This is a genomic window from Frateuria terrea, assembly GCF_900115705.1.
In the GTDB taxonomy this organism is placed as follows: Bacteria; Pseudomonadota; Gammaproteobacteria; order Xanthomonadales; family Rhodanobacteraceae; genus Frateuria_A; species Frateuria_A terrea.
Map to the genome: position 1 here is coordinate 112,805 of NZ_FOXL01000009.1, position 23,227 is coordinate 136,031.

The 23,227-nt window shown below is 68.9% G+C and carries 22 protein-coding genes and 1 pseudogene; 14 read left to right on the forward strand and 9 right to left on the reverse strand.

Going from position 1 to position 23,227, the window contains the following annotated elements:
* The first annotated feature begins 143 nt into the window (after positions 1-143).
* The 6 genes from def (at position 144) to BMZ38_RS15650 (ending at position 3,979) form a co-directional block, all read left to right on the forward strand.
* Entirely contained in the window at positions 144-677 is a 534-nt protein-coding gene (gene def / locus BMZ38_RS15630; protein WP_091339873.1) for a peptide deformylase, read from the forward strand.
* Between the two features lie 96 nt (positions 678-773).
* Positions 774-1,529: a queuosine precursor transporter gene (locus BMZ38_RS15635; protein ID WP_091339876.1), complete on the forward strand. Its 756-nt coding sequence runs from the start codon at positions 774-776 to the stop codon at positions 1,527-1,529.
* Entirely contained in the window at positions 1,504-1,746 is a 243-nt protein-coding gene (locus BMZ38_RS17840) for a hypothetical protein (protein WP_139202456.1), read from the forward strand. The genes BMZ38_RS15635 and BMZ38_RS17840 overlap by 26 nt, the downstream gene beginning before the upstream one ends.
* Before the next feature lie 16 nt (positions 1,747-1,762).
* Positions 1,763-2,920, forward strand: coding sequence for an acyltransferase family protein (locus BMZ38_RS15640; RefSeq protein ID WP_245747319.1), 1,158 nt, complete (start codon positions 1,763-1,765; stop codon positions 2,918-2,920).
* A 91-nt stretch (positions 2,921-3,011) separates the two neighbouring features.
* Positions 3,012-3,293 carry a hypothetical protein gene (locus BMZ38_RS15645; RefSeq protein WP_091339879.1) on the forward strand — a complete coding sequence of 94 codons (282 nt, stop codon included), beginning with the start codon at positions 3,012-3,014 and terminating at the stop codon, positions 3,291-3,293.
* Between the two features lie 80 nt (positions 3,294-3,373).
* Entirely contained in the window at positions 3,374-3,979 is a 606-nt protein-coding gene (locus BMZ38_RS15650; protein WP_091339882.1) for a flavodoxin family protein, read from the forward strand.
* Between the two features lie 15 nt (positions 3,980-3,994).
* On the opposite strand, the gene BMZ38_RS15655 is transcribed toward BMZ38_RS15650, so the two are convergent.
* The 3 genes from BMZ38_RS15655 to BMZ38_RS15665 form a co-directional block, all read right to left on the reverse strand.
* Entirely contained in the window at positions 3,995-4,309 is a 315-nt protein-coding gene (locus BMZ38_RS15655) for a hypothetical protein (RefSeq protein WP_091339885.1), read from the reverse strand.
* A 27-nt stretch (positions 4,310-4,336) separates the two neighbouring features.
* Positions 4,337-4,753, reverse strand: coding sequence for a VOC family protein (locus tag BMZ38_RS15660; protein WP_091339887.1), 417 nt, complete (start codon positions 4,751-4,753; stop codon positions 4,337-4,339).
* 103 nt (positions 4,754-4,856) lie between these two features.
* Positions 4,857-5,237 carry a VOC family protein gene (locus BMZ38_RS15665; protein ID WP_091339890.1) on the reverse strand — a complete coding sequence of 127 codons (381 nt, stop codon included), beginning with the start codon at positions 5,235-5,237 and terminating at the stop codon, positions 4,857-4,859.
* A gap of 267 nt (positions 5,238-5,504) precedes the next feature.
* Between BMZ38_RS15665 and BMZ38_RS17655 the strand changes: the two genes are divergently transcribed.
* Positions 5,505-5,759: a hypothetical protein gene (locus BMZ38_RS17655; protein WP_139202455.1), complete on the forward strand. Its 255-nt coding sequence runs from the start codon at positions 5,505-5,507 to the stop codon at positions 5,757-5,759.
* Between the two features lie 67 nt (positions 5,760-5,826).
* Here the strand turns inward: BMZ38_RS17655 and BMZ38_RS15670 are convergent, their stop codons facing one another.
* The 5 genes from BMZ38_RS15670 to BMZ38_RS15690 all read right to left on the reverse strand — a co-directional run bounded on the left by BMZ38_RS15670 (position 5,827) and on the right by BMZ38_RS15690 (position 13,311).
* Positions 5,827-8,079, reverse strand: coding sequence for a xanthine dehydrogenase family protein molybdopterin-binding subunit (locus BMZ38_RS15670; RefSeq protein WP_091339893.1), 2,253 nt, complete (start codon positions 8,077-8,079; stop codon positions 5,827-5,829).
* On the reverse strand, positions 8,076-8,603 hold the full coding sequence (locus BMZ38_RS15675; RefSeq protein ID WP_091339895.1) for a (2Fe-2S)-binding protein: 528 nt from the start codon (positions 8,601-8,603) through the stop codon (positions 8,076-8,078). The genes BMZ38_RS15670 and BMZ38_RS15675 overlap by 4 nt, the downstream gene beginning before the upstream one ends.
* Positions 8,604-8,805: 202 nt before the next feature.
* A complete protein-coding gene (locus BMZ38_RS15680) occupies positions 8,806-10,131 on the reverse strand; it encodes an APC family permease (RefSeq protein WP_091339900.1) in 1,326 nt (441 codons plus the stop codon).
* A gap of 204 nt (positions 10,132-10,335) precedes the next feature.
* On the reverse strand, positions 10,336-12,243 hold the full coding sequence (locus BMZ38_RS15685) for a S53 family peptidase (RefSeq protein WP_091339902.1): 1,908 nt from the start codon (positions 12,241-12,243) through the stop codon (positions 10,336-10,338).
* Positions 12,244-12,435: 192 nt separating this feature from the next.
* On the reverse strand, positions 12,436-13,311 hold the full coding sequence (locus BMZ38_RS15690; RefSeq protein WP_091339905.1) for a PhzF family phenazine biosynthesis protein: 876 nt from the start codon (positions 13,309-13,311) through the stop codon (positions 12,436-12,438).
* A 142-nt stretch (positions 13,312-13,453) separates the two neighbouring features.
* Between BMZ38_RS15690 and BMZ38_RS15695 the strand changes: the two genes are divergently transcribed.
* The 7 genes and pseudogenes from BMZ38_RS15695 to murD all read left to right on the forward strand — a co-directional run bounded on the left by BMZ38_RS15695 (position 13,454) and on the right by murD (position 22,660).
* Positions 13,454-14,086 (forward strand): outer membrane beta-barrel protein, encoded by a 633-nt coding sequence (locus tag BMZ38_RS15695; RefSeq protein WP_091339908.1) that lies wholly within the window; start codon positions 13,454-13,456, stop codon positions 14,084-14,086.
* A 64-nt stretch (positions 14,087-14,150) separates the two neighbouring features.
* Positions 14,151-14,765 carry an outer membrane protein gene (locus BMZ38_RS15700; RefSeq protein ID WP_091339911.1) on the forward strand — a complete coding sequence of 205 codons (615 nt, stop codon included), beginning with the start codon at positions 14,151-14,153 and terminating at the stop codon, positions 14,763-14,765.
* 127 nt (positions 14,766-14,892) lie between these two features.
* The gene (locus tag BMZ38_RS15705) at positions 14,893-16,407 is read left to right on the forward strand and encodes a fumarate hydratase (RefSeq protein WP_091339914.1); all 1,515 of its coding nucleotides are present in this window, start codon (positions 14,893-14,895) and stop codon (positions 16,405-16,407) included.
* Positions 16,408-16,819: 412 nt separating this feature from the next.
* Complete coding sequence (locus tag BMZ38_RS15710; RefSeq protein ID WP_425431894.1) at positions 16,820-19,390, forward strand: bifunctional aspartate kinase/diaminopimelate decarboxylase; 2,571 nt, start codon at positions 16,820-16,822, stop codon at positions 19,388-19,390.
* Between the two features lie 219 nt (positions 19,391-19,609).
* A pseudogene (locus BMZ38_RS15715) lies at positions 19,610-20,005 on the forward strand (DUF559 domain-containing protein).
* Positions 19,953-21,302: a UDP-N-acetyl-alpha-D-muramoyl-L-alanyl-L-glutamate epimerase gene (gene murL / locus BMZ38_RS15720; protein WP_091339919.1), complete on the forward strand. Its 1,350-nt coding sequence runs from the start codon at positions 19,953-19,955 to the stop codon at positions 21,300-21,302. The pseudogene BMZ38_RS15715 and the gene murL overlap by 53 nt, the downstream one beginning before the upstream one ends.
* Positions 21,302-22,660 (forward strand): UDP-N-acetylmuramoyl-L-alanine--D-glutamate ligase, encoded by a 1,359-nt coding sequence (gene murD, locus BMZ38_RS15725; RefSeq protein ID WP_091339922.1) that lies wholly within the window; start codon positions 21,302-21,304, stop codon positions 22,658-22,660. Before murL ends, murD begins: the two co-directional genes overlap by 1 nt.
* A gap of 224 nt (positions 22,661-22,884) precedes the next feature.
* On the opposite strand, the gene BMZ38_RS15730 is transcribed toward murD, so the two are convergent.
* The gene (locus BMZ38_RS15730) at positions 22,885-23,181 is read right to left on the reverse strand and encodes a KGG domain-containing protein (RefSeq protein WP_139202458.1); all 297 of its coding nucleotides are present in this window, start codon (positions 23,179-23,181) and stop codon (positions 22,885-22,887) included.
* Positions 23,182-23,227: the final 46 nt, after the last annotated feature.

The following is a 23,227-nucleotide window of genomic DNA, read 5'->3' on the forward strand; positions in this document are numbered from 1 at the left end:
GCCCCTCACCCCGTCCTCTTCCCAGGGGGGAAGGACGCCCCGAGTCAGCGTGGCATCATGGAAAGCGGCCCTCGAAGCCGCTCTTGCAATCGGCCAGCCACGCCCGCAGTCCTCTCACAGCACGCTTACCGCGAGGGCCACACATGATCCGCGACATCCTCAAGATGGGCGATCCCCGCCTGCTGCGCATCGCCCCCGCCGTGCCCGCCAGCATGCTCGGCAGCGCCGAGCTGGACGCGTTGATCCAGGACATGTTCGACACCATGGAAGCCGCCGGCGGCGTGGGCCTGGCCGCACCGCAGATCGGCATCGACCTGCAGCTGGTCATTTTCGGCTTCGACCACGCCGACCGTTACCCGGACGCGCCGCCCGTGCCGCGCACCATCCTGCTCAACCCGTTGGTGACGCCGGTTTCGCAGGACATGGAAGAAGGGTGGGAAGGCTGCCTTTCGGTGCCCGGCCTGCGCGGCGCGGTGAGCCGCTTCACGCTGGTCCGGTACCAGGGCATCGATCCGAAGGGCGAGCCGATCGACCGCACCGCCGAAGGTTTTCACGCCCGCGTGGTGCAGCACGAATGCGACCACCTGATCGGGAGGCTGTATCCCTCGCGCATCACCGACTTCTCCAAGTTCGGCTTCACCGACGTGCTGTTCCCCGGCGCGGATCTGGCCGACTAGCAGCACCGCTCTGCTCCCTTTCCCTTCCGGGCAGGGGAGCCAAGAGCCTCGCCCTCCCGGTGCGGTTATCCTCTGCCTCCTAGCCAAGGGGGCCCCATGCAAGCATCCGGATCCACCGCGCCGATGCGCGGCTTTCGCTACTACGACCTGCTCGTCGGCGGCATGGTCGCCGTGCTGCTGTGCTCCAACCTGATCGGGCCCGCCAAGGTCTGCACGATCACGTTGCCGGTGCTCGGTGCGTTGTCCTTCGGCGCCGGCAACCTGTTCTTCCCGGCCAGCTACATCTTCGGCGACGTGCTCACCGAGGTGTACGGCTACGCCCGCGCGCGGCGGGCCATCTGGGCCGGCTTCGGCGCCATGCTGTTCGCCACCGCCATGTCGCAGGCGATCATCCACATGCCGCCGAGTCCCGGCGAGCCGTTCAATGCGCAGCTGCAGCCGGCGCTGGAGATCGTCTTTGGCGGTACCTGGCGCATCGCGCTGGCCTCCATCGTCGCCTACTGGCTGGGCGACTTCGCCAACTCCTTCGTGCTGGCACGCATGAAGCTATGGACGCGCGGGCGCTGGCTGTGGACGCGCACCATCGGCTCCACCTTGGTCGGGCAGGGCGTGGACAGCCTGACCTTCTACCCGATTGCCTTCACCGGCATCTGGGAGAGCCAGACCATCTTCAAGGTGATCGCCTTCAACTGGGCGATGAAGGTCATGGTGGAGGTGGTGTTCACGCCGCTCACCTACGCGGTCGTGGGCTTCCTCAAGTCGCGCGAGGGCGTGGATACCTTCGACGAGCACACCCATTTCACGCCGTTCAGCCTGAAGGACGAGGGTGAGCTGCATACGCCTGGCGCCTGAGCGGGCGCCACAGCCAGACCGGAGGAGAGCGGGCATCGACGTAAGCGAACAAGCGCTGGAGCTGGACAGCGCCGTGTACAGCGCGCTGCTCGAGCCGGGCCGGGCCATTCCCTGGAAGATCGACTGGGCCAGCGCGCGCTTCGCCTGCGTCGGTCTGCAGGTCGAGGACCTGTACGGCGTGTCGCAGGACAGCCGGGCCACCGCGCACGATGCCTGAGCCGTTGGCGACACCGATGGCGCCGGCAGCCGGGCTGCAGCGCAACGCGGGCATCGACCTGCTGCGCGGGCTGGCGATCGTGTTCGTGCTGCTCAACCACCTGGGCTTGCCGATGCGCATTCCACTGAAGGCCTCCGCGCTGGCGGAGGTGCTGCCGGTGCGGCTGCTGCAGGCGCTCAACTACAACGGCTACGAAGCGGTGTTCGTGTTCTTCGTGGTCTCGGGATTCCTGATCGCGGGCAATGCGCTGGAGCGCTGGGGCAGCCTGGCGCAGATCGCGCCGAAGGCGTTCTACGCCCGACGTTTCGCGCGCATCGTGCCCTGCCTGGGCGCGTTGCTGGCGGTGCTCGCCGTGCTACATGGCCTGGGCCTTCCCGATTACACGATCCATCGTCCGGGACAGTCGCTCGGGCGCGCCTTGCTTGCCGCAGCCGGTCTCCACCTCAACTGGTACGAGGGCCAGACCGGCTACCTGCCGGGCGGCTGGGACGTGCTGTGGTCGCTGTCGATCGAGGAGGTCTTCTACCTCGGTTTTCCGCTGGCCTGCCTGCTGGTGCGGCGCACGCGAGTGCTGGTGCCGTTGCTGCTCGCGCTGGCGTTGTCGCTGCCATGGGCGCGGGCGGCGCTGGACGGCAACGAGATCTGGCAGGAAAAGGCATACCTGCCGGGCATGGCCGCGATCGCTACCGGCGTCCTAGGCGCGCTGTGGTTCGCCCGTGGCGGGCGCGTGCCGCCGCTCACTTGCCGCATCCTGTGCTGGGGCGGTGCGATCGGCCTGGCAGCCTCCACGCTGGGCGGCCACTGGCTGTGGCCGCTGCTGCACGACGGGGTGATGCTGGTCCTCACCGGTTCGACCCTGTCGCTGCTGCTCGGCTTCCGCGGCCGGCCGCCGCGCGTGCCGGGCGCCCTGCGCTGGCTGTGCAGCTGGGGGCGGCTCAGTTACGAGATCTACCTCAGCCATATGTTCGTAGTGTTCGCAGTCATGCGTCTCTACCGGTGGAGCGGAGCCGACGCGCGCCTGGGTTTGCTGTGGTATTTGCCGGCGTTCGCGCTGTGCTGGGGACTCGGCGCGATGGTGATGCGCTGTTGGTCGGCGCCGTGCGAGCGCTGGTTGCGCGGGCGGTGGCTGCACGCTACGCCCGTGCCCGTCGAGTCGGCCTCCCTGGCGGGCTGACCCGGTTTCCACGCGAGCGGGTCCAAGCTTGCGTGCAAGCGGCCAGCGGCGCCATCCGCCAGAGAGCCGCAGCACGCCCGAGCACGAGCCCATGCCCAGCGCCCTCATCGATCGAGCTATCCGCGAAACCCGCCCGCTACGCTTCGTCTACCACGGCAGCCTGCGCGTCGTGGAGCCCCAATGCCACGGCAGGGGCCATCGCGGCACCGAGCTGCTGCGCGGCCGCCAGGTCAACGGCGGGGAGCCGTCCGAGCGGCTGTTCGACGTCGGGCAGATGTCCGACCTGGCCCTGCTGGACGGCCGTTTCGAGGGGCCCGGACGCAACTACAGGCGCAACGACTCGGCCATGGCCGAGGTCTTCTGCCAGTTGTGAAAGCGCCGCGCCCGCTGTGCTGACCGCGGCTCGACAACCTTTACCGCAGACTGCAAGGCCAGCTGCGCCAAGGAGCCATCATGCTTTCCGCCTTCGGACTCAACTGCACGCTCAAGCGCGGCGACCAGCCGTCCTCCACGCAGAAGCTGCTCGACCAGGTGCTGCGCGCCCTCGATGGTTACGGCGTCAGCACCGCCTACGAGCGCGCGGTCGACCATGACATCAAGCCCGGGGTAAAGACCGATGAGGGCGCAGGCGATGCCTGGCCGGCGATCCGCAAGCGCATCGACCAGGCGAACATTTTCGTGCTGGCCACGCCGATCTGGATGGGCCAGCCCTGCAGCGTCGCCAAGCGCGTGCTCGAGCGACTGGACGCGGTCTTCGGCGAGATCGACGAGCACGGCATCTATCCCACCTTTGGCAAGGTCGCCATCGTCAGCGTGGTCGGCAACGAAGACGGCGCCCACCACGTCACCGCCGAGCTTTACCAGGCGCTGGCGGACGTCGGCTTCACCATTCCCGGCGGCAGCTCCAGCTACTGGGTAGGCGAAGCGATGCACAAGAAGAACTACATCGACCTGGACCAGACCCCCGAAGCGCTGGCCGGCGCGATCCAGACGCAAGCGTGCAACGCGGCGCACCTGGCAGCGCTGCTGCAGGAAAAGCCGTATCCGGCGACTCGCTAGCGCGGCGAGGGACGATCAGCCGAGCGGAAAATCGCCGCCGGACGGGCCCAGGTGCCGCAGCGCGATGGCCACCAGGACCAGGGCGAGCCCCAGCAGTGCCAGTGCCATTCCCAGGCGCCGCCACGCGACCGACCTTGCCGGCAGCGCGGGCGAGCGAATCGCCGTTCCTGCAGCAAGCAACGCGAACCCGGCGGCGGCGAGCAGGAACGCCGGATCCTGGCGACCTCCCTGCAACCAGCCCGCCAGCCTGAACAGCCCCAGCGCCAGCATCAGGAAAGGCCAGGCCTTGCGGGTGAAGAAGCTGTGTTGCGTTTGCGGCGAAGGTTCCATCGGTCGCTCCGGAGGTGGCGAATGGCGTCAGCGCGAGCCGGCCCTGACCTGGATGACATTGCCTTCCGGGTCGTGTCCGTCGCAGACGAAGCTGCCTTGGAACTCCCATTCGCGCTCCGGGCCCAGCAGCCCCCCGCCGAGCCTGGCCGCAGCCGAGCGGGCCGCGGCCAGGCTCGCCACCGGGAAGCACAGCTTGATCGCCGTATCCTCTCTGCGGGCCGGCGGGGACGCGATGGCGATACGCGCCGCGATGGCGGGCGGCACCGCAACGACCACCAACTGGAAGGCCGGAGATTGCAGCACCACATGCCCCGGCTCGTCCTCGACAACCGGCCATGCAGCCAGCTCCGCGTAGAAATGGCTGACGCGCTTGAGGTCCTTTGCGTAGACCACTGCGCCTGCGACTATCGAATCCTGCATCGGCTTCCCTCGCTGATCCGGCATGCATCTGCTCGATGGCGGGGCTGTCCCGCGCCGGTTATTCCATGAAGTGATCGTTCACGCCCGAACTCGATGCGTGGACGACGTCGCGCTTTGGCAAAGCTCCCTAAGAGCCTTCCGGTGGCTGCCAAAGTTCGATCTTGTTGCCCTCCGGATCGATCACCCATCCGAACTTCCCCTGTGCGGAGGTCTCCGTCTTGTCCAGGACGTTGCAGCCCTCGGAGCGCAAGGCGGCAAGCAATTCGTCCAGGTCGGCGACGCGGAAGTTGATCATGAAAGACGCCGAGCCTGGCGCCATGTAACTGGTGTCCTCGGCGAAGGGGCTCCAGATCGTCATGCCCGCCGGGCTGCCCTCGCCGCCCCATGGGAAGATGGCGCCGCCCCAGTCGGTCACATCCAGGCCAAGATGGTCGCGATACCACGCGCCCAATCCCTTCGGATCGCGGGATTTGAAAAAGATGCCACCTATCCCGGTGACACGCTTCATGGCAACCTCCCGATTCGGTTTGCGGCGAACGAGCTGGCGGGCAAGCACGGAGCGAACGGCAAGCACTGACGCTTCATCAGGGCAGGGCACGAAAACGCGCGCTCGCCCATAGCGGGGTCAGCGCCTTGCCACAGTGTCGCGCGAACGCCGCTGCGCCATCCTGAAAAGCTTGCCGCATACGAAAACCAGTGCGCAACCGAGCACCATAAGCGACATGCTCGCCACCCAGTAGGACGTTTCCGGCCGGCAGTGCGCGACCCCCTTTCCATGAGGACTGCTCCTGAGCTGGATGCAGCCAGTGGTCAGGGCATGGGCTGCGAAAAGGAGGAAGCCGGCCGCAATGGTCAGGAAAACGCCGGCACCGGCCGTTGCCGTAAAGGGGTCGGTGTTGCGCTTTGGATGGGGATGGCGGCTATTCAAGGCGCGAGCGTTCAGGTGATTGTCGTGAGCGTTTCCATGCTTCATCTTGCTGCATTGGCCGGAACTCCAGTACTCGACGGGACGAAGACCGCTTTCCTTTGAGCACCGTCCGGCCTCGTCGGATTTTTTCACGTGCCCGGCGGCCGGGGGGGCATCGGCCGCACGCGGTTCACAGCAACCGCAGCAGTTCCTTCATCAGCGGCAGCCGCCGCACGCGAACGGCGCTGGCGCGGAAGACGGCGTTGGCCAGGGCGGGGGCGGCGCTGGGCATGGCCAGGAAGCTGGCGCCGGTGGGGGCGCGGTCGTTGGGAGCGAGGATGACTTCGACGTCGTTGGGCAGCTGCGCCATGCTGGCCAGCGGGTAATCCTTGAAGCCCTGTTGCTGGACCTGGCCGTCCTTGAAAGTGATCGCCGGGTTGAGCGCATTGGATAGCGCGTCGAGAGTGGCACCGGCGACCTGGCCTCCGAGACCCATCGGATTGATCACGCGGCCGACGTCGACGGCGCAGACGACGCGCACGATCTCCAGCTTGTCGCCGTGCATGGCCGCCTCGACGGCGTGGGCGACGTAGGCGCCGTCGATGTGCCAGCAGGCCAGGCCCATGCCATTGACGTTGTGCAGCCAGTTCTTCCACTCGATGCGGTCGGTGACCAGCTTGAGTACGTTGAGCAGGCGGCCGATGTCGAGCATGCCGCCACCGGCGAGCGGAATCTGCCGGGCCTCGCCGAGCAGGCGCAGGCGGGTGGTCAACGGGTCCTCGCGCAGGGTATGGGCGATCTCGTCGATGAAGCTTTCCACCGCGAAGGCGTTGCTGACATGCGGCTCGCCGCGGAAGGGACCGCGCGGCATGGCCGAGGCGAGGCCGTACCAGTCGCTGCGGTAGTTCGCGACCAGGCCGGCGGGCAACTGGTTGGCGCCGACCTCGGAACTCCACAGCCGATCGGCAGCGACACCGCGGCCGGTGAGCGCCGAGGCGCTGGCCATGCGCTGGTCCCAGGCGATGACCTGGCGCTTGCGGCCGACGATCGCCTTGATCTTGTGCACGGTGCCGGAGCGGTAGAAGTCGTGCGCGAGGCCCTGTTCGTGGGTCCACATCAAGCGCACGGGCTTGTCCACGGCCTTGGCCAGCATTACAGCCTCGGCAACGTAGTCGTGGTCGAGCCGGCGCCCGTAGCCGCCACCTACGCGGGGAACCTCGATGGCGATCTTCTCCGGCGCCAGGCCGGTCAGCCGCTGCACCACGGCCCAGGCCTGTTGCGGCGCCTGGGTCGGCACCACCAGCGTGGCCTGGTCCTTGTCCAGGCGCACCAGGCAGTTCATTGGCTCGGGCGTGGCGTGAGCAAGCCAGGGCTGCACGTAGGTGGCTTCGATGCGCCGTACGGCCTTGCGGCCGGCGGCGGCGAGATCGCCGTCGTCGCGGACGCGGGTGGTCGGCGCGCTGTCGGTGTCGAGCAGCGCGATGGCCTGTGCCTCGATCTTGCCGCTGTCTTCGGCGGCACTGTTGGCAGCCGGCTTCCATTCGAGCTTCAGCTCGGCCAGGCCGCGCAGTGCCGCCCAGGTGTTTTCCGCGAGCACGGCCACCGCAGGCGCGATCGCGGTTTGGCCCGGCGGCACGTCGGCCTCGGGACGGATGGGCACCACCTTGACCACGCCCTTGATCGCCAGCGCTGGCGCAGTCTCGATGCTGGCCAGGCTGCCATCGGCCCACGGGCACTGCGTGAGCACCGCGACCAGCGCGTCGGCGTAGTGCGCGTCGATGGCGTAGCGGGTCTGGCCGGTGACGATGCGCCGCGCATCGACGTCGCCGGCGGGCCGGCCAACCAGCGTGTAGCGCTGCGGTGCTTTAAGCGGCAGCGGCGCGTTGGGCGGATCGATCTTGCTGGCGGCTTCGACCAGGCTGCCGTAGGGGAAGCGGCGGCCGTCGGGCGTGATCACCACGCCGGCTTCGCAGCGCAGGCGGTCGGCGGCTACACCCAGGCGCCGCGCGGCAGCCTGGGTGATCAGCCAGCGTGCCAGCGCACCGGCCTGGCGCAGGTCGGCCCAGGCGGCGGGGATCGAATCGCCGGTGCCGCTGCGCTGGTGGCCATAGGTCCACACCGGCTTGCCGTCCCTGGCCTGCACGCCCAGGCCCAGCGGGATCACGCTGACGCGGGTCCAGTCGGCGTCCAGTTCCTCGGCGATGATGCGAGGCAGCGCGGTGGCGGTGCCGGTGCCCGTGTCGGGATCGCGCGCGCCGATCAGCACGTTGCCGTCGCGGTCGATGCGCACGTAAGGGCCGAGCTCGCCGAAGTCGTCGCCGAGCATGGCCGGCGGAATCGGCACGTCGGCGTAGGACTCGCCGATGCCCACCACCAGCGCACCGGCGGTGCCGGCCAGGACCTGCAGGAAACGCCGGCGCGAGAGTCCGATCACGCCGCTCATGCGCTTGCCCCGGCGGCGCGCTTGATGGCGCGGCGCACGCGCGTCTGGCAGCCGCAGCGGCAGCGATTGGGCAGTTTGTCGATGTCATCGTCGGAAGGCTTGGGCTTGCGCGTGAGCAGGTCGATGCCGGCGATCAGCCAGCCGGCCGTGCAATAGCCACAGCCGATCGCGTCCTCGTCGATGAAGGCCTGCTGCAGCGGATGCAGGCTGCCGTCGGCGCTGGCCAGGCCTTCGACGGTGACGACGCGCGCCCCCGCGAGTTCGGCCATCGGGCGCTTGATCGCGGAGACCGCCTTGCCGCCGACCAGCACCAGGTCGTAGCCGCCTTCGCCATGCGCGCCGCCGACCTTGGTGCCGGTCAGCCGCAGCACGTCGCGCAGGTACCACAACAGCGGCATCAGCGGATCGCCGGTGTGCCGGAAGCGCTCGCCATTGATCGTCAGGTCGATGCCCTCGCGCACCGGCTCCGGCGTGATGTCGCCGGTGGTGGCGGGCGGCAGGCCCTGGGCTTGCGCTAGCGGCATCGGAGCGTCTCCTTGCGTGGATCGCCTATTGTGGCATCGCGCAGGTGATGAGGCAGCCGGGGGCGGGTGGAGCGTTCAGTTGGCGGGCCTGCCGAAGCAGCTGCCGTTCGGCCGCTGTGGCCGACTTCCCGGGGGCTGGCGCCATTGCGTGCGGCAGTCGGGCGTGATCCGCAGGGTGCGGCCCGTGTCCGGCCGGCAAACGCTACCGCCCGCCGCGTGACCCCAGCCGGCGCCAGGCGAAGTACACCGGCACCCCGGCCAGCATGATCAGCACGCCGACGCCGGCATGGCGCGGGTTGTCGCGCATGGTGGCGACCACCACCGCACCGATCGCGCCGACGAAAAGCAGCGGCAGCAGCGGGTAGCCGGGCACGCGGAAGGCGGCGCCGCCCCGGTCGTGGCGGCGATACCAGAACAGCGTCGCCACACCGACCGCGCAGGCAAGCCAGTCGCCGAAGGTGGCGTAGTCCAGCAGCGCGCCGTAGCTGCCCGAGAGCGCCAGCACGATGGCCCAGCCGGCGAGGGCGGCCAGCGCCACGTTGGGCGTGCGGTGGCGCGGATGCAGGCGCGCCACGGCGCCGAAGAACAGCCCATCGGCGCCCATCACCTGCAGCACGCGCGCGCCGGCCAGCAGCGTGATGTTGCAGAAGCCGAGCGTTGAGATGGCAATGCCCACCGCCATCAGCCGCGCACCCGCCGGCCCGAACATGCGGTCCATCACCTGCGCGGCCGGCGCGGTGCTGGCCGCCAGCCCCGCATGCCCGAGCACGGCCAGGTAGGCAAGGTTGACCAGCGCGTACGCGCCGATCACCAGCAGCATGCCGACCAGCAGCGCGCGCGGCAGGTTGTGTTGCGGCGCGTGCACCTCGCCGGCGAGGTTGTTGAGGTAGGTGAAGCCGGAGTAGGCGAACAGCACCGGCAGCGCCGCGCCCATGAAGCCCGCGCCGGCGTGCGCCGGATCGGCCGCCAGCGCGGCCGGTGCATGCGCGCCGGCCAGGTACAGCCCGCATGCCACCAGTACCGCGACCGCCAGCAGCTTGAGCAGCGCGAACAGGTTCTGCACCTGTGCACCGAGCTTCAGCCCGAACAGGTTGACCAGCGCCACGAACACCAGTGCGCCGGCGGTCAGCGGCAGCGCCGCGCTCGCCGGCAAGGCGAAGGCCGCCACCGTGTAGCTGGCAAAGATCGTCGCCACCGCCGCGGTCGAGCCGGAATAGATCACCAGCAGCATGGTCCAGCCGAACAGGAAGCCGGCCAGCGGCCCGAACGCCTCGCGCAGGTAGACGTAGGTGCCACCCGCCTGCGGCCGGCGCGCACCCAGCTCTGCGTAGCACAGTGCGCCGACGAGCGTGAGCACGCCTGCGCCGATCCATGCCAGCAGCAGGGCAAGGCCTGACTCCGTGCGCTGCGCGGCGATGCCCGGGTTGAGGAAGATGCCGCCGCCGATGATGCCGCCGACCACGACCAGTGCGGCGTCCCATGGACCGAGGCTGCGCCGGTAGCCGTTCGGTTGGTCTGCTGCGCTCATGCGGTTCCCCCGGGAAGAGCGGGGAGCATGCCGGTGCGCGGGGATGGGAGCAAGGTTGCACCGTCCGGTTGCCCGCGCCGGGGCGCGACACGGTGCAGCCGCGTCGCGCTCCGCACGGGGCCTGGACCCGCCGAGGCGCGTCCGCGAAACGTCGCCGGTAAGCCGAAGCTCAGCCGCGCACGTCCGCGGATCGCGCCGCCTGCATCAGAACGCGCGCAGGAACGCGTCGAGGTTGGCCACGTCCAGCGTGCCGATGCCGGCGCCCGGCGTGTAGTGCGGCTTGCCGTAGTAGAACCAGTTGTCGCCGTCGCGCACCGTGTCGAAGGCCGAGTACCTGCCGTAGCCGAACACGTTCTGCAGGAAGTACACCTGCGGGTTCCAGAAGCCCACGCGGTGGCCCAGGCTCTGCGTCAGCAGGGCGCTGATGCCGTTGAGCTGCGGCGCCACGAAGCTGGTGCCGCCATAGCCGTTGATCACGCCGCCGTCGACGGTGGAGACCACGATGTAGCCGGTTTCCGGATCGGCGTTGAGCGAGAGGTCCGGCACGTTGCGGCCGCGGAAATGGCCGGGCAGCTTGAGCAGGGTGGTGGGACCGGCTTGCGGGTCGTTGAAGGTCAGCTCCTGGTGCTTCTCGCTGGTGCGGATGCCGTGGGTGAACCACTGGTAGACCGGCGTGTGCCAGTACACGCTCACGCCGCCGCCGCCGCCGGTCGAGAACAGGTCGATCAGGCCCGGGCCGAAATTGGTGTCGAAGTAGTTCTGGATGTAGTCCCAGCCCCAAACGCTCTCGCGCTTGATCGATTCAACCGGGCCGCCGCTGAACGAAAAGCTGTAGGGCACGGTCGTGCCGCCGGCGGCGGTCATGTAGGGATCGGACGCCGGCGAATCGACCGTCAGCGGCGCGCTGAACTGGTCGTGGCCGAGGCCGCGCACGGTGTCGTAGGCACCCGAATCGCCCGAGGCGGCGAACACCGACTGTCCCTGCACCGCGGCCTCGAGGAACACCTGGTGGAAGGCGCGCAGGTTGCCCACGTCGGTAGTGTCGGTCACCGAGGCACCATCGACGTTCAGCGCGGCGAAATTGAAGATTTCCGGCAGGCCCCAACTGGTGGAAATGCTGTCGGCGCGATTGTCCGAGACCGCCTGCGCGAACGCCGCGACGAAGTCGCCGCTGGTGTTGGGCGCATCGTAGACGATGATGTCGGCCTTCGGCGCCATGCCGCCGGACTGCTCCACGTCCAGCGAGGTCTCGCCGCTGCCCCCGTTGATCGCGCCACCGCCGTTGACGTGCACCTGCGTGATGCGATTGGGCTTGGTCACCAGGCCGATGCCGTCCCAGTACGCCTGCGCGTCGGCCGGGAAGAAGTTGGACAGGGTGACGATGCCGATCGTCGAACCCTTGCCGGTGATGCCTCGGTGGTACAGCGGGTTGACGTTGTAGAAGTTGGCCACGTCACCCACGGTGTAGTTGCCGGGGATGCCGGTGGCGGTGGGGTTGCCGCTGGGCTTGAGGTTGGGTTGCACCGACTGCGGCGCGAACGTGGTGGTGGCCGTGGGAGACAGCGGCCTGGGAATGGCCAGGCGATGGGAGATGTACTGGTGCTCGTTGCTCAAGCCAGAAACCGCGCTCACGGTCCCTGCCAGCGCCGCCGGCAGGACCATCGGCCGGGCCGGACGGTGGAACGTGCGGCCGCTTCCGGCATCCTTGAAGGTGTGGATGGAGGTGCCGAACGCCTGGCCGAGCTGCGCCAGCGTGCCCTGCACGTGGATCACCATCTTGTTGTCCAGCACGTCGCCGCGCAGCCCCTGCTGCTTCAGGTAGGCCTGCACGCGGGCGATCTGGGCGTCGGTGGCGCCGAAGCGCTCGGCGAACTGCCGGGTGGTGAGGAAGCGGTGGAAGTTCGGGTTGCCGGGCGTGACGGTCTGGCGAATCAGGTTTTCCAGCTGGTCCTCGTGGCGCAGCTTGAGAATCAAGGTGGCGTTGGCCGTCTGGCTGGTGGCGGCCAGGCCCATGTCGACGGCGGGCTTGGCCGCCTGCGCGGCGCTGGCGGCGCCGGCGAACAACAGGGCAAGGGAAGCGGCAAGCGCTTTCTGGTGCAATTTCGCGAGCATGGGGTGTCTCCCTGAAATGCGCGCGCGACTTGAGGACACAGGGGCTGGTAAGCACTGCGCCGACAGCCGCGGGCGTGCGATGGTTGGCTATGGTTCCCTATCGACGCCGCACCCCCTGCGGACGACGCCGTTGCCGAGCTTGCACCCAAGCGGGCGGGAAGGGAAGAGTCGCCCGCGCGACGCGTCCGGTCGTCAATCCAGCGTGAACTTTCCGCGCACGCCGACGGCGCAGCGACCGCCGATCGAGACCGCGCCGGAGGCCTCGTCCACGCTGACTTCGACCCGCCCGTCGCGACTGACTTCACGGCCCTGGCTGGCCACGTAGCGGCTGCCGTAACGCGCCAGTGCGCCGGTCTCGCGCAGCAGCGCGCCGATCGCCGCATTGGCGCTGCCGGTGACCGGGTCTTCGGGGATGCCGTCGGCGGGGCAGAACGCACGCACGGCCATCGCGGCATCGCCCTCGCGCTGGCTGCCGAACACGCTCACGCCGACCGCGCCGCGTGCCTGGCACAAACTGGCGATCGCCGATAGGTCGGGCACCAGCGCGCGTACCGCCGTCGCCTGGTCCAGGTTGCAGACGATCCATAGCGGGCCGTTGTCGATGCAGTGCACGGCGCCGGTATCCAGTTCGGTCTGCAGCGCGCTGGCGAGAGTCGCGGACAGCGCATCGTCGGCGTGCGCGATCCGAGCAGGTGGCGCCTGCACGTGGATGGAGCGTGCGGCGCCATCGCCCTGCACGCGCACCGGCAGCAGGCCGGCGGCGCACTCCTGCACCAGCTGCGTTTGCGCCGGCACGCAGCCTGCCTCGATCGCCGCGTAGGCGCTGCCGACGCTGGGATGCCCGGCGAAGGGCAGCTCCTGGCGCGGGGTGAAGATGCGCACGCGGTAGTCCGCGCCCGGTTGCGTGGGGCGCAGCAGGAAGGCGGTTTCGGAGAGGTTGGTCCAGCGCGCGATGCGCTGCATCGTCGGTCCATCCAGCGCATCGGCGCCGAGCACCACCGCGAGCGGGTTGCCCTCGAACAGGCGCGAGGCGAATACATCCAGTTGCAGGAAGTCGAAGGTAGGCATCGAGCATCGTCCGCGCGAGTTGGGAGACGGCGAGTGTAGGTGATCGCCGACAGCGGAATGCCGCGCAGGGCTCGTAGAATGCGCCCCCCGGCATCCCCCGCCGGGCTATCGCACAAGACAAAAAAACAGGGAGTTTCAACGCATGAAAACGATTCTGACCGTCGCCCTCGGCGCGGCGCTCGTGGGCGCCTCCGCGTCCGCTGCGGCTGCCGATGCCAACGGCGCCTTCTTCGTCAACGCCGGCGTGGGCCAGGCGCAGTACCACGTCGGTCGCACCAACGACCTTGGCTTCAGGCTGGACGACAAGGACACCGCCGGCGCGCTGCGCTTCGGGTATGCCTGGCGCGTGGCGCCGGCGTTCGACCTTGGCGTCGAAGGCGGCTATGCCGACCTGGGCAAGCTGGTCGCCAAGTACAGCGACGGCACCATCTCTTCCAAGTCCGACCTCGGTGCCACGGGCTGGCTGCTCGGGGCCAACGGCAAATACCATTTCGAGAAGCATGCGTATGTATCGGCGCGTGCCGGCTGGTTCCGGTCCAAAGAGAAACTCGAGGCGTCCGGCTTCGATGTCGCCCATGGCCAGTCCCTGGGCCATGCCGGCACGGATGGCGAGGGCGATGGCTGGTACGGCGGTGTGGGCGTGGGTTACGACTTTGCACGCAACTTCAGCATGGGCCTGAACTACGACAACTACCACGTCAAGGCCAGGCCCGAAGGCGTCACCAGCGCGGTCAACGTAGGCGTGTTCTCGCTCAGCGCCGAGTACCGTTTCTAACCCGCTCGGGCGGCGGACCGACGCGCTCCCGCCGCCCATCTGCCTTTCCATCAGGGACGAATCCGTGAAGAAGTATCTGCTCGCAACCGCCGCCCTCGCGTTGGCAGGCGCGTGTACTGCCTCGCTCGCGCAGGATGGGGGCGGCTTTTTCATCAATGCGGGCGTGGGCCAGTCGAAATACCACGTCGGCCAGGCGATGCCCGGCGTGGATGCCGTGGACGATGCGGACACGGCCGAGGCGCTGCGCCTGGGCTACCTGTGGCATGGCACGGCCGACTTCGGGCTCGAAGGCGGCTACGCCGATCTCGGCAAGCGGCGGATGTCCAGCGTGGGGAACGCGGTCCTGCAGGACGTGACCGTCCACGCGAAGGGCTGGATGCTGGGGGTCATCGGCGAATTCCACTTCGCCGACCGCTGGTTCCTCTGCGCGCGGGGCGGCTGGCTGCGGACGTCGACGGACGTGACCGATCGCTATGCCGATCCGGTGACCTCGTCCAGCGCCGATGGCAGCGCCGACGGCGACGGCTGGTATGGCGGCGTGGCCGTGGGCTACGACGTCGCGCGCCACGCCAGCCTTGGCCTGGGCTACGACAACTACCACGTCAAGGGAAGGTCCGGGCAGGTTTCCGCGGACGCCAACGTGGGGAGCTACATGCTGACCTACGAATACCGCTTCTGATCCGCGCTTCGCCGGTCCGGGCAACGGCCGCCGCGCGCGGCCGTTCTTTTGTCCAGCCTGCCCGGCTGCGGCACAATAGGCGGCTTGTGCGCTGCGCAAGGCGGCGCGTTCGAAGCCAAAGCCGCCCATGACCACCATCAAGCAAGACGACCTGATCCAGTCCGTCGCCGACGCGCTGCAGTACATCAGCTACTACCACCCGGTCGACTACATCACGAGCCTCGCCGCCGCCTACGAGCGCGAGGAATCGCCCGCCGCGCGCGACGCGATGGCGCAGATCCTGATCAACTCGCGCATGGCCGCCGAGGGACACCGCCCGCTGTGCCAGGACACCGGCATCGTCACGGTGTTCCTCAAAGTGGGCATGAACGTGCGCTGGGACGCGACGATGGGCCTGGAGGACATGGTCAACGAGGGCGTGCGCCGCGCCTACAACCATCCGGACAACAAGCTGCGCGCCAGCGTGCTGGCCGATCCGGCCGGGCGACGCCTGAACACCCGCGACAACACGCCCGCGGTGATCAACGTGTCGATCGTGCCGGGCGACACCGTCGAGGTGATCGTGGCGGCCAAGGGCGGCGGCTCGGAAGCCAAGAGCAAATTCGTCATGCTCAACCCGTCCGATTCGATCGTCGACTGGGTGCTCAAGACCGTGCCGACCATGGGCGCCGGCTGGTGCCCGCCGGGCATGCTCGGCATCGGCATCGGTGGCACCGCGGAGAAGGCGATGCTGCTGGCGAAGGAGTCGCTGATGGAGCACATCGACATCCAGGAGCTGATCGCGCGCGGGCCATCGAACCGCATCGAGGAACTGCGCATCGAGCTGTACGGGAAGGTCAATGCGCTCGGTATCGGCGCACAGGGCCTGGGCGGCCTGACCACCGTGCTCGACGTCAAGATCAAGGACTACCCGACCCATGCGGCCAACCTGCCGGTGGCGATGATCCCCAACTGCGCCGCCACCCGCCATGCGCATTTCACCCTGGACGGTTCCGGACCGGTGATGCTGGAGCCGCCGTCGCTGGAGCACTGGCCCAAGCTCACCTATGACGCCTCCAAGGGTCGCCGCGTGAACCTCGATGCGGTCACCCGCGAAGACGTGGCCAGCTGGAAGCCGGGCGAGGTGCTGCTGCTCAACGGCAAGCTGCTGACCGGCCGCGACGCCGCGCACAAGCGCATGGTCGAGATGCTCGACAAGGGCGAGCCGCTGCCGGTCGACTTCAATGGTCGCTTCATCTACTACGTCGGCCCGGTCGATCCGGTGCGCGACGAGGTGGTCGGCCCGGCCGGCCCCACCACCGCCACGCGCATGGACAAGTTCACCGACCAGGTACTCGAGCAGACCGGCCTGCTGGGCATGGTCGGCAAGGCCGAGCGCGGGCCGGCGGCGATCGAGGCGATCAGGAAGCATCGCTCGGTCTACCTGATGGCGGTGGGCGGTGCCGCCTACCTGGTGTCCAAGGCGATCAAGGCCTCGCGGGTGGCCGGCTTCCCGGATCTGGGAATGGAGGCGATCTATGAGTTCGAGGTCCGGGACATGCCGGTGACCGTGGCGGTCGACTCGGCCGGTACTTCGGTGCACCAGACCGGGCCGAAGGAGTGGCAGGCGCGGATCGGCAGGATCCCCGTAGTTATCGAGTAAAGCCGTGCGCGCGGCGCACACGGTCGCCACCTCTCCCCTCAGGGGAGAGGATTGAGGTGAGGGCCAAGGCGTGCGGGAAGCTGCTTTGCGTTCCTGCCTTCCAGGGGAGGAATCCGAAGGAGCCGGCCGGGCGCCGCGAATGACCTCAGGCCGACCGTCCGTAGGCAGGGCCGAGCCCAGCTCGTCCCTCACCCCAACCCGCTCCCCGGAGGGGAGAGGGAGCCGATCTGGCGGTTTGCCGCATTTGGATGGCTAAACGTCCATATCTTGCCCGCAAAAATCCATTGCATTCGACGTGTCGCAGCGCAACACTGGCGCGATTGTCTTCCGACACCACTGCAATGGAGCCCTCGTGACCCCGCAAAACCCCGCGCCGCTCTCCGCGGACGCGCCCGCTCCAGACAGACCCTGGATCGTGATGAAGTTCGGCGGCACGTCCGTCGCGACACTGCCGCGCTGGCAGAACATCCGTGAGCTGATTGCCAGCCGCCGCGCCGAAGGCGCCCGCGTGCTGGTGGTCGTGTCCGCGCTCACCGGCATCACCGACGCACTCAAACAGCTGTGCGGCGAGGGCAATGGGGACAAACGCAGGGCGGCGGCCGGCGCGATCGCGCAACGCCACCATGAACTGCTGGGCCACATGCAGCTGTCGCTGCCGGACACGCTCGCCACGCGCCTGGCCGAGTTGGCGGCGCTCGCTACCGACGGTCCGGCCGCACTGGGTGAACTGGCCTGGGCGGCGCAGGTGCAGGCGCATGGCGAGCTGATGTCCAGCGCATTGGGCGCGGCGTACCTCACTGCCAGCGGCCTGCCGACCCGCTGGCTGGATGCGCGCGAATGCCTGCATGCCATCGCGCTGCCCAACCAGAACGAGCGCACGCGCCTGCTCTCGGCCACGGTCGAATCGCATCCCGACGCAGCGCTGGCTGGGCGGCTGGCAGGACAGGGCGAGGTGTTCATCACGCAGGGCTTCATCGCGCGCGGGGAGCAGGGCCGGACCGTGCTGCTCGGGCGTGGCGGCTCGGATACGTCTGCTGCTTACTTCGGCGCGCTGCTGAAAGCGCAGCGCGTGGAAATCTGGACCGACGTCGCCGGCATGTTCACCGCCAATCCGCGCCAGGTTCCCGGCGCGCGGCTGCTCCAGCGGCTGGACTACGAGGAAGCCCAGGAAATCGCCACCACCGGCGCCAAGGTGTTGCATCCGCGCTGCCTCTCGCCGTTGCGCGAGCCGCGCGTGCCGCTGCTGATCAAGGACACCAACCGGCCCGAGCTCGAAGGCACGGTGATCGGTCCGGAGGTGCGCGAGCACGCGCCTTCGGTCAAGGCGATCAGTGCGCGCAAGGGGCTTACGCTGGTGTCGATGGAATCGGTCGGCATGTGGCAGCAGGTCGGCTTCCTCGCCGACGTGTTCGCGCAGTTCAAGCAGCACGGGCTTTCGGTCGACCTGATCGGCTCGGCCGAAACCAACGTCACGGTGTCGCTCGATCCGACCGAGAACCTGCTCGACTCCGATGCGGTGGCCGCGCTGGCCGCGGACCTGGCCAAGGTGTGCCGGGTCAAGGTGATCGCGCCGTGCGCGGCGATCACCCTGGTCGGCCGCGGCATGCGTTCGATGTTGCACACGCTCTCGACCGTGCTGGCGGAATTCGGCCAGCTGCGCGTGCACCTGATCTCGCAGTCATCGAACAACCTCAACCTGACCTTCGTCGTCGACGAAGCGGTGGTGGACGAACTGCTGCCGCATCTGCACGACCTGCTGATCGGTGCCGGCGCCCTGCGCACCGACGACAGCGCGCTGTTCGGGCCGAGCTGGCAGGCGCTGTACGGCAGCGGCGAGATGGCGGAGCAGGCGGCCGCCTGGTGGCGGGACCCAACCGAACGCGCGCGCCTGCTCGCGCTGGCGCAGGAGGCCACGCCCCGCTACGTCTACCACCTGCCCACGGTGCGCGCGCAGGCACGGGCGATGCTGTCGCTGGGTGCGGTCGACCACGTGCACTACGCAGTGAAGGCGAACACGCATCCGGCGATCCTGCGCGCGCTGGCCGCTGAGGGTCTGGCTTTCGAGTGTGTTTCGCCCGGCGAACTGAGGGCCGTCCTGGCGACCGTGCCGGACACGGCCCCGCTGCTGTTCACGCCCAACTTCGCCCGCCACGCGGACTACGCCGAGGCGCTGGCCACGCGCGCAACCATAACCCTCGATGCGTTGCACCCGCTGGAACACTGGGGCGAGTCGTTCCGTGGCCGCGAGGTCGTGCTGCGGGTGGACCTGGGCCGCGGCCTGGGCCATCACGAAAAAGTGCGAACCGGCGGCAACGGCAGCAAGTTCGGCCTGCCCATCGAGCAACTCGACGCCTTCCTGCGCCTGGCCGATGCACACCAGGTCACCGTGCGCGGCCTGCATGCGCACCTGGGCTCGGGCGTGCTCGATCCGAAGCACTGGGGCGAGGTGTATGCGCAGCTGGCGAGCCTGGCCGAGCGCATCGGCAGCGTGGCCTTCCTCAACATCGGCGGTGGACTGGGCGTGCCGTCGCATCCCGGGGAGGCGCCGCTGGACATGGCCGAGCTGGATCGTGTGCTGCGCGGGGTCAAGGCCGCCTATCCGCATTACCAGCTGTGGATGGAGCCGGGCCGCTATCTGGTTGCGGACGCCGGTGTGCTGCTGGCGCGCGTCACCCAGACCAAGGGCAAGGGCAGCCTGCGCTACCTCGGCGTGGACACCGGCATGGACAGCCTGATCCGCCCGACGCTGTATGACGCCTGGCACGAGATCGTGAATCTCTCGCGCCTGGATGCGCCGGCGCAGGCGCTGTACCAGGTGGTGGGACCGATCTGCGAATCGGGCGACGTGCTGGGTACCGACCGGCGGTTGCCCGAGGCGCAGGAGGGAGACGTGATCTTGATCGCGCAGGCCGGGGCGTACGGCAAGGTGATGTCGTCGCGCTATAACCTGCGGGAAGAAGCGGACGAGGTGATTCTGGATTAACTGAGGCGAGCCCCGGCCCTTCACCCTGGCCCTCTCCCCGGAGGGAAGAGGGAGCCACCTTTCGCGGCACATGCATCAAGCGAGGCCTTCGCTCTTGCTCCCTCTTCCCTCCGGGGAGAGGGTTGGGGTGAAGGGCCGCTCTAGCGACAGACCTCCATGGAGCGAGGTTCAGGGATGAAACGCATGAGCGTGGATGGGGCGCGTGGACTGCGCACAGGCATGACCGACGCCGAGCGGGCGCTGTGGTACCGCTTGCGGAATCGGCAACGGGACGGCTGCAAATCCCGTCGGCAGCATGAGATCGACCGATCTGCTCGATGGTGGTCGGCACCTGGAGCAGCACGATGACGACGACGCACGCGCCACCTCCAAACCAATGGCTACCGCGTGCTGCGTTTCTGGAACAATGACGTATTGACGAACATCGAGAGCGTGCTTGCGGCAGTGATGGGAGCTTTGGCAAGTCCCGGCCCTCATCCCAGCCCTCTCCCCGCGGGGGAGAGGGGAGCCAGGGCGCAGCGCGCTCCAACGGAGCGAACGAGTGACGACGATCAACCCCCGCATGACCCACAGCTTCCGCTTCGTGCGCGCCACCTACGCCGATGGCGTGGCTGAGCTGGCATACGCCTTCGACCAAGGCGAGGAAATGGTCGAGCGCATCCGCTTCCCCGAAGCACCGGCCGTTCCGGCCCACCGCCAGCAGGCCTTCGACGCCGCGCTCAAGCTACTGCACCTGATCGCCGGCGTGAGCTACTACAAGGCGGGTGTGCCGCCGACGATCGAGGCCGAACCGCTCGACGACGAAACGGCCGACCTGCTCGACGCGCTCTACCTGCACGGTCTGGCCGAGTTCGCCTACCGCAACGGGCTGGACCTGCGCGGACGCATCGCCTTCCCCCGATCCGCTCCCTCTCCGCTCCGGGGAGAGGGGCGGGGTGAGGGGACACGCTTGCCGCAAGCTCCCGCCCTGAATCTCCCCCAGCGCACCCTGGTCCCCATCGGCGGCGGCAAGGATTCGCTGGTCGCGGCCGAGGCGATCAAGTCCATCGGCGGCGAGGCCACCGCGGTCTGGGTCGGCAACTCCCCGCTGATCGCCGCCTGCGCCGAGCGCACGGGCCTGCCCAGGCTCAACATCCAGCGCGAGCTTTCGCCCGTATTGTTCGAACTCAACCGCCTGGGCGCGTGGAACGGCCACATCCCGGTGACCGCAGTGAACTCGGCGATCCTGGCGCTGGCGGCCATCCTCTATGGCTATGACTCGATCGCCTTCGCCAACGAGCGCTCGGCCTCGGCCGCCACGCTGGAATACGAAGGCCAGCAGGTGAACCACCAGTGGAGCAAGAGCCTCGCGTTCGAGGCCTTGCTGTCGGACTGGCTGCACACCCACGTCGCGGCGGATCTGGATTACTGCTCGCTGCTGCGGCCGTACTCGGAGCTGGCGATCACCCGCGCCTTCGCGCGCCTGACGCCGTACTTCGACGCCTTCTCCAGCTGCAACCGCAACTTCCGCATCCTCGGTCCCAGGCCAGCCGACCGCTGGTGCGGCCAGTGCCCGAAGTGCCATTTCGTGTTTCTGGCGCTCGCACCGTTCCTGCCCAAACCGCGGTTGCTGTCGATCTTCGGCCGCAACCTGCTGGACGACGAAAGCCAGGCGGCCGGTTTCGACGCCCTGCTGGAATACCAGGACCACAAGCCGTTCGAGTGCGTCGGCGAGGGCGCCGAGGCGCGCGCGGCGATGCATGCGCTGAGCCAGCGGCCTGAGTGGCAGGAGGACGCGCTGGTGGCGCGCTTCATCCGCGAGATCCTGCCGCAGCTCGATCCGGCGCAACTGGCGCTGGAGCCCTGGCTCATGCCGTCGGGCGAGCATCGTGTGCCGGCCCGGCTGCAGCGCGCGCTGGAGGCGATCGGCTGATGCGCATCGCCGAGCTGGCCGGCCAGCGCGTCGCCATCTGGGGCTTCGGTCGCGAGGGTAGGGCGGCGATCGCTGCGCTGCGTGCACGCCTGCCGCAGCTGTCGCTGACCCTGTTCTGCAGCGCTGCGGAAGTGGCGGCGGCGCAGGCGCTCGATCCAGCGCTGCTCGTACGCGGCGAGGAACCCGACGCGGTCGCCCTCGGCGGCTTCGACGTGGTGGTCAAATCGCCCGGCATCTCGGCCTACAAGCCGGCGCTGCTCGCCGCGCAGGACGGCGGTACGCGCTTCACCTCAGGCACGGCATTGTGGTTTGCCGAGCAGCCGCAGGCGCCGGTGGTGGCGGTGACCGGCACCAAGGGCAAGAGCACCACCACGGCCCTGATCGCGCACCTGGCCCGCGCACTCGGGGTGCGCACGGCACTGGCCGGCAACATCGGGCTGCCGCTGTTGGAACTGCTCGATGTGCGGGCGCAGCTGTGGGCGGTGGAGCTGTCCAGCTTCCAGACCGGCGAAGCCGGCCCGTTGCCGCTGGGCGTGATCACCAGCCTGTACGAGGAGCACCTCGACTGGCATGGCTCGCGCGAACGCTACGTGGCCGACAAGCTCAAGCTCGCTGCCGCCGCGCGCACGCTGCTGGTCAACGGCACGCAGCAGGCATTGCTCGAGCGCACGGCGGCGCATCCGCAGCGCGTGCTGTTCGGCGTGCGCGACGGCTGGCACGTGCGCGACGGTTGCATCCAGCGGGGCGAGGAGCGCGTTTTCGCCGTGGCCGACCTGCCGGTGCCGGGCGCGCACAACGCACTCAACGCCTGCGCCGCGCTGGCCGCGCTGGAAGCGATGGGCCACGACGCGCGCTCCGCGGCACCGGCGCTGGCGCGCTTCCACGCGTTGCCGCATCGGTTGCAGCCGCTGGGTGGCCACGGCGGGCGCGAATGGATCAACGATTCGATCAGCACTACGCCGCAGGCGACCCTGGCGGCGCTAACCAGCCTGGCGGGGCGCCAGGTGACGGTGATCGTGGGCGGCCACGACCGCGGGCTGGACTGGTCGGAATTCGTCGAGGCGGTGAGCGATCGGGCGGAACTTGCGATCGTGGCGCAGGGCGCCAATGGACCGCGCATCGCGGCGGCGCTGCGCGAGGCACAGGCGGCGGGCGAGGTCACGCTGGTGGCGACGCTGGCCGAAGCGGTGGAGCGGGCGCAGGCGCTGACGCCCGACGGTGGTGTAGTGCTGCTCTCGCCCGGGGCGCCCAGCTTCGACCAGTTCCACGATTACGCCGAGCGCGGCCGACGCTTCGCCGAGCTGGCCGGGTTCGATGGGTTGGCGATCAGCGGGATCGAGGGGCTGGGCATCGGCTGAGTCGAACGTCTGCCCCAAACTCCCAACCCCCCGTGTTCCGGAGGGAAGGGGCTCAATATCCCCGCGCACGCAAAAACGCATCGTCCGCCAGCACGCTCGGGTGGTAGCAACCGGAGCCTGCTGGCGGACGATGCGTCGCGGCGTGGGCGAGTGCGGACACCCGCCCCATCGCCACTGTGGCCCGGCCGGGCGACGCGGCGGCCGCCCGCCGGCCGTGTGGCTTGCTAGCCTTCGGACCCTTCGGACTCCTTGCCCTTGTTCACCAGGTCGCGGACGCGCTGGCCGCCCTTGGTGCCGAGCTCCGAATAGCCCTCGGGGCCGAGTTCTTCCTTGCGTGCTTCACCGCCCTTCTTGCCGAGCGCCGAGTAGCCTTCCGGTCCCAGTTGTTCCTTGCGGGTTTCGCCGCCCTTCTTGCCCATTTCGGAGTAGCCCTCGGGGCCGAGCTGTTCCTTGCGGATCTCGCCGCCCTTCTGGCCGGCCTCGCGAACGCTCATGTCGCCGGAGTTCTTGTTGCTTGCCATGTTGCACCTCGTCTTAGCAGTGGTTTGGTTGGGTTGGGGGCCGCGC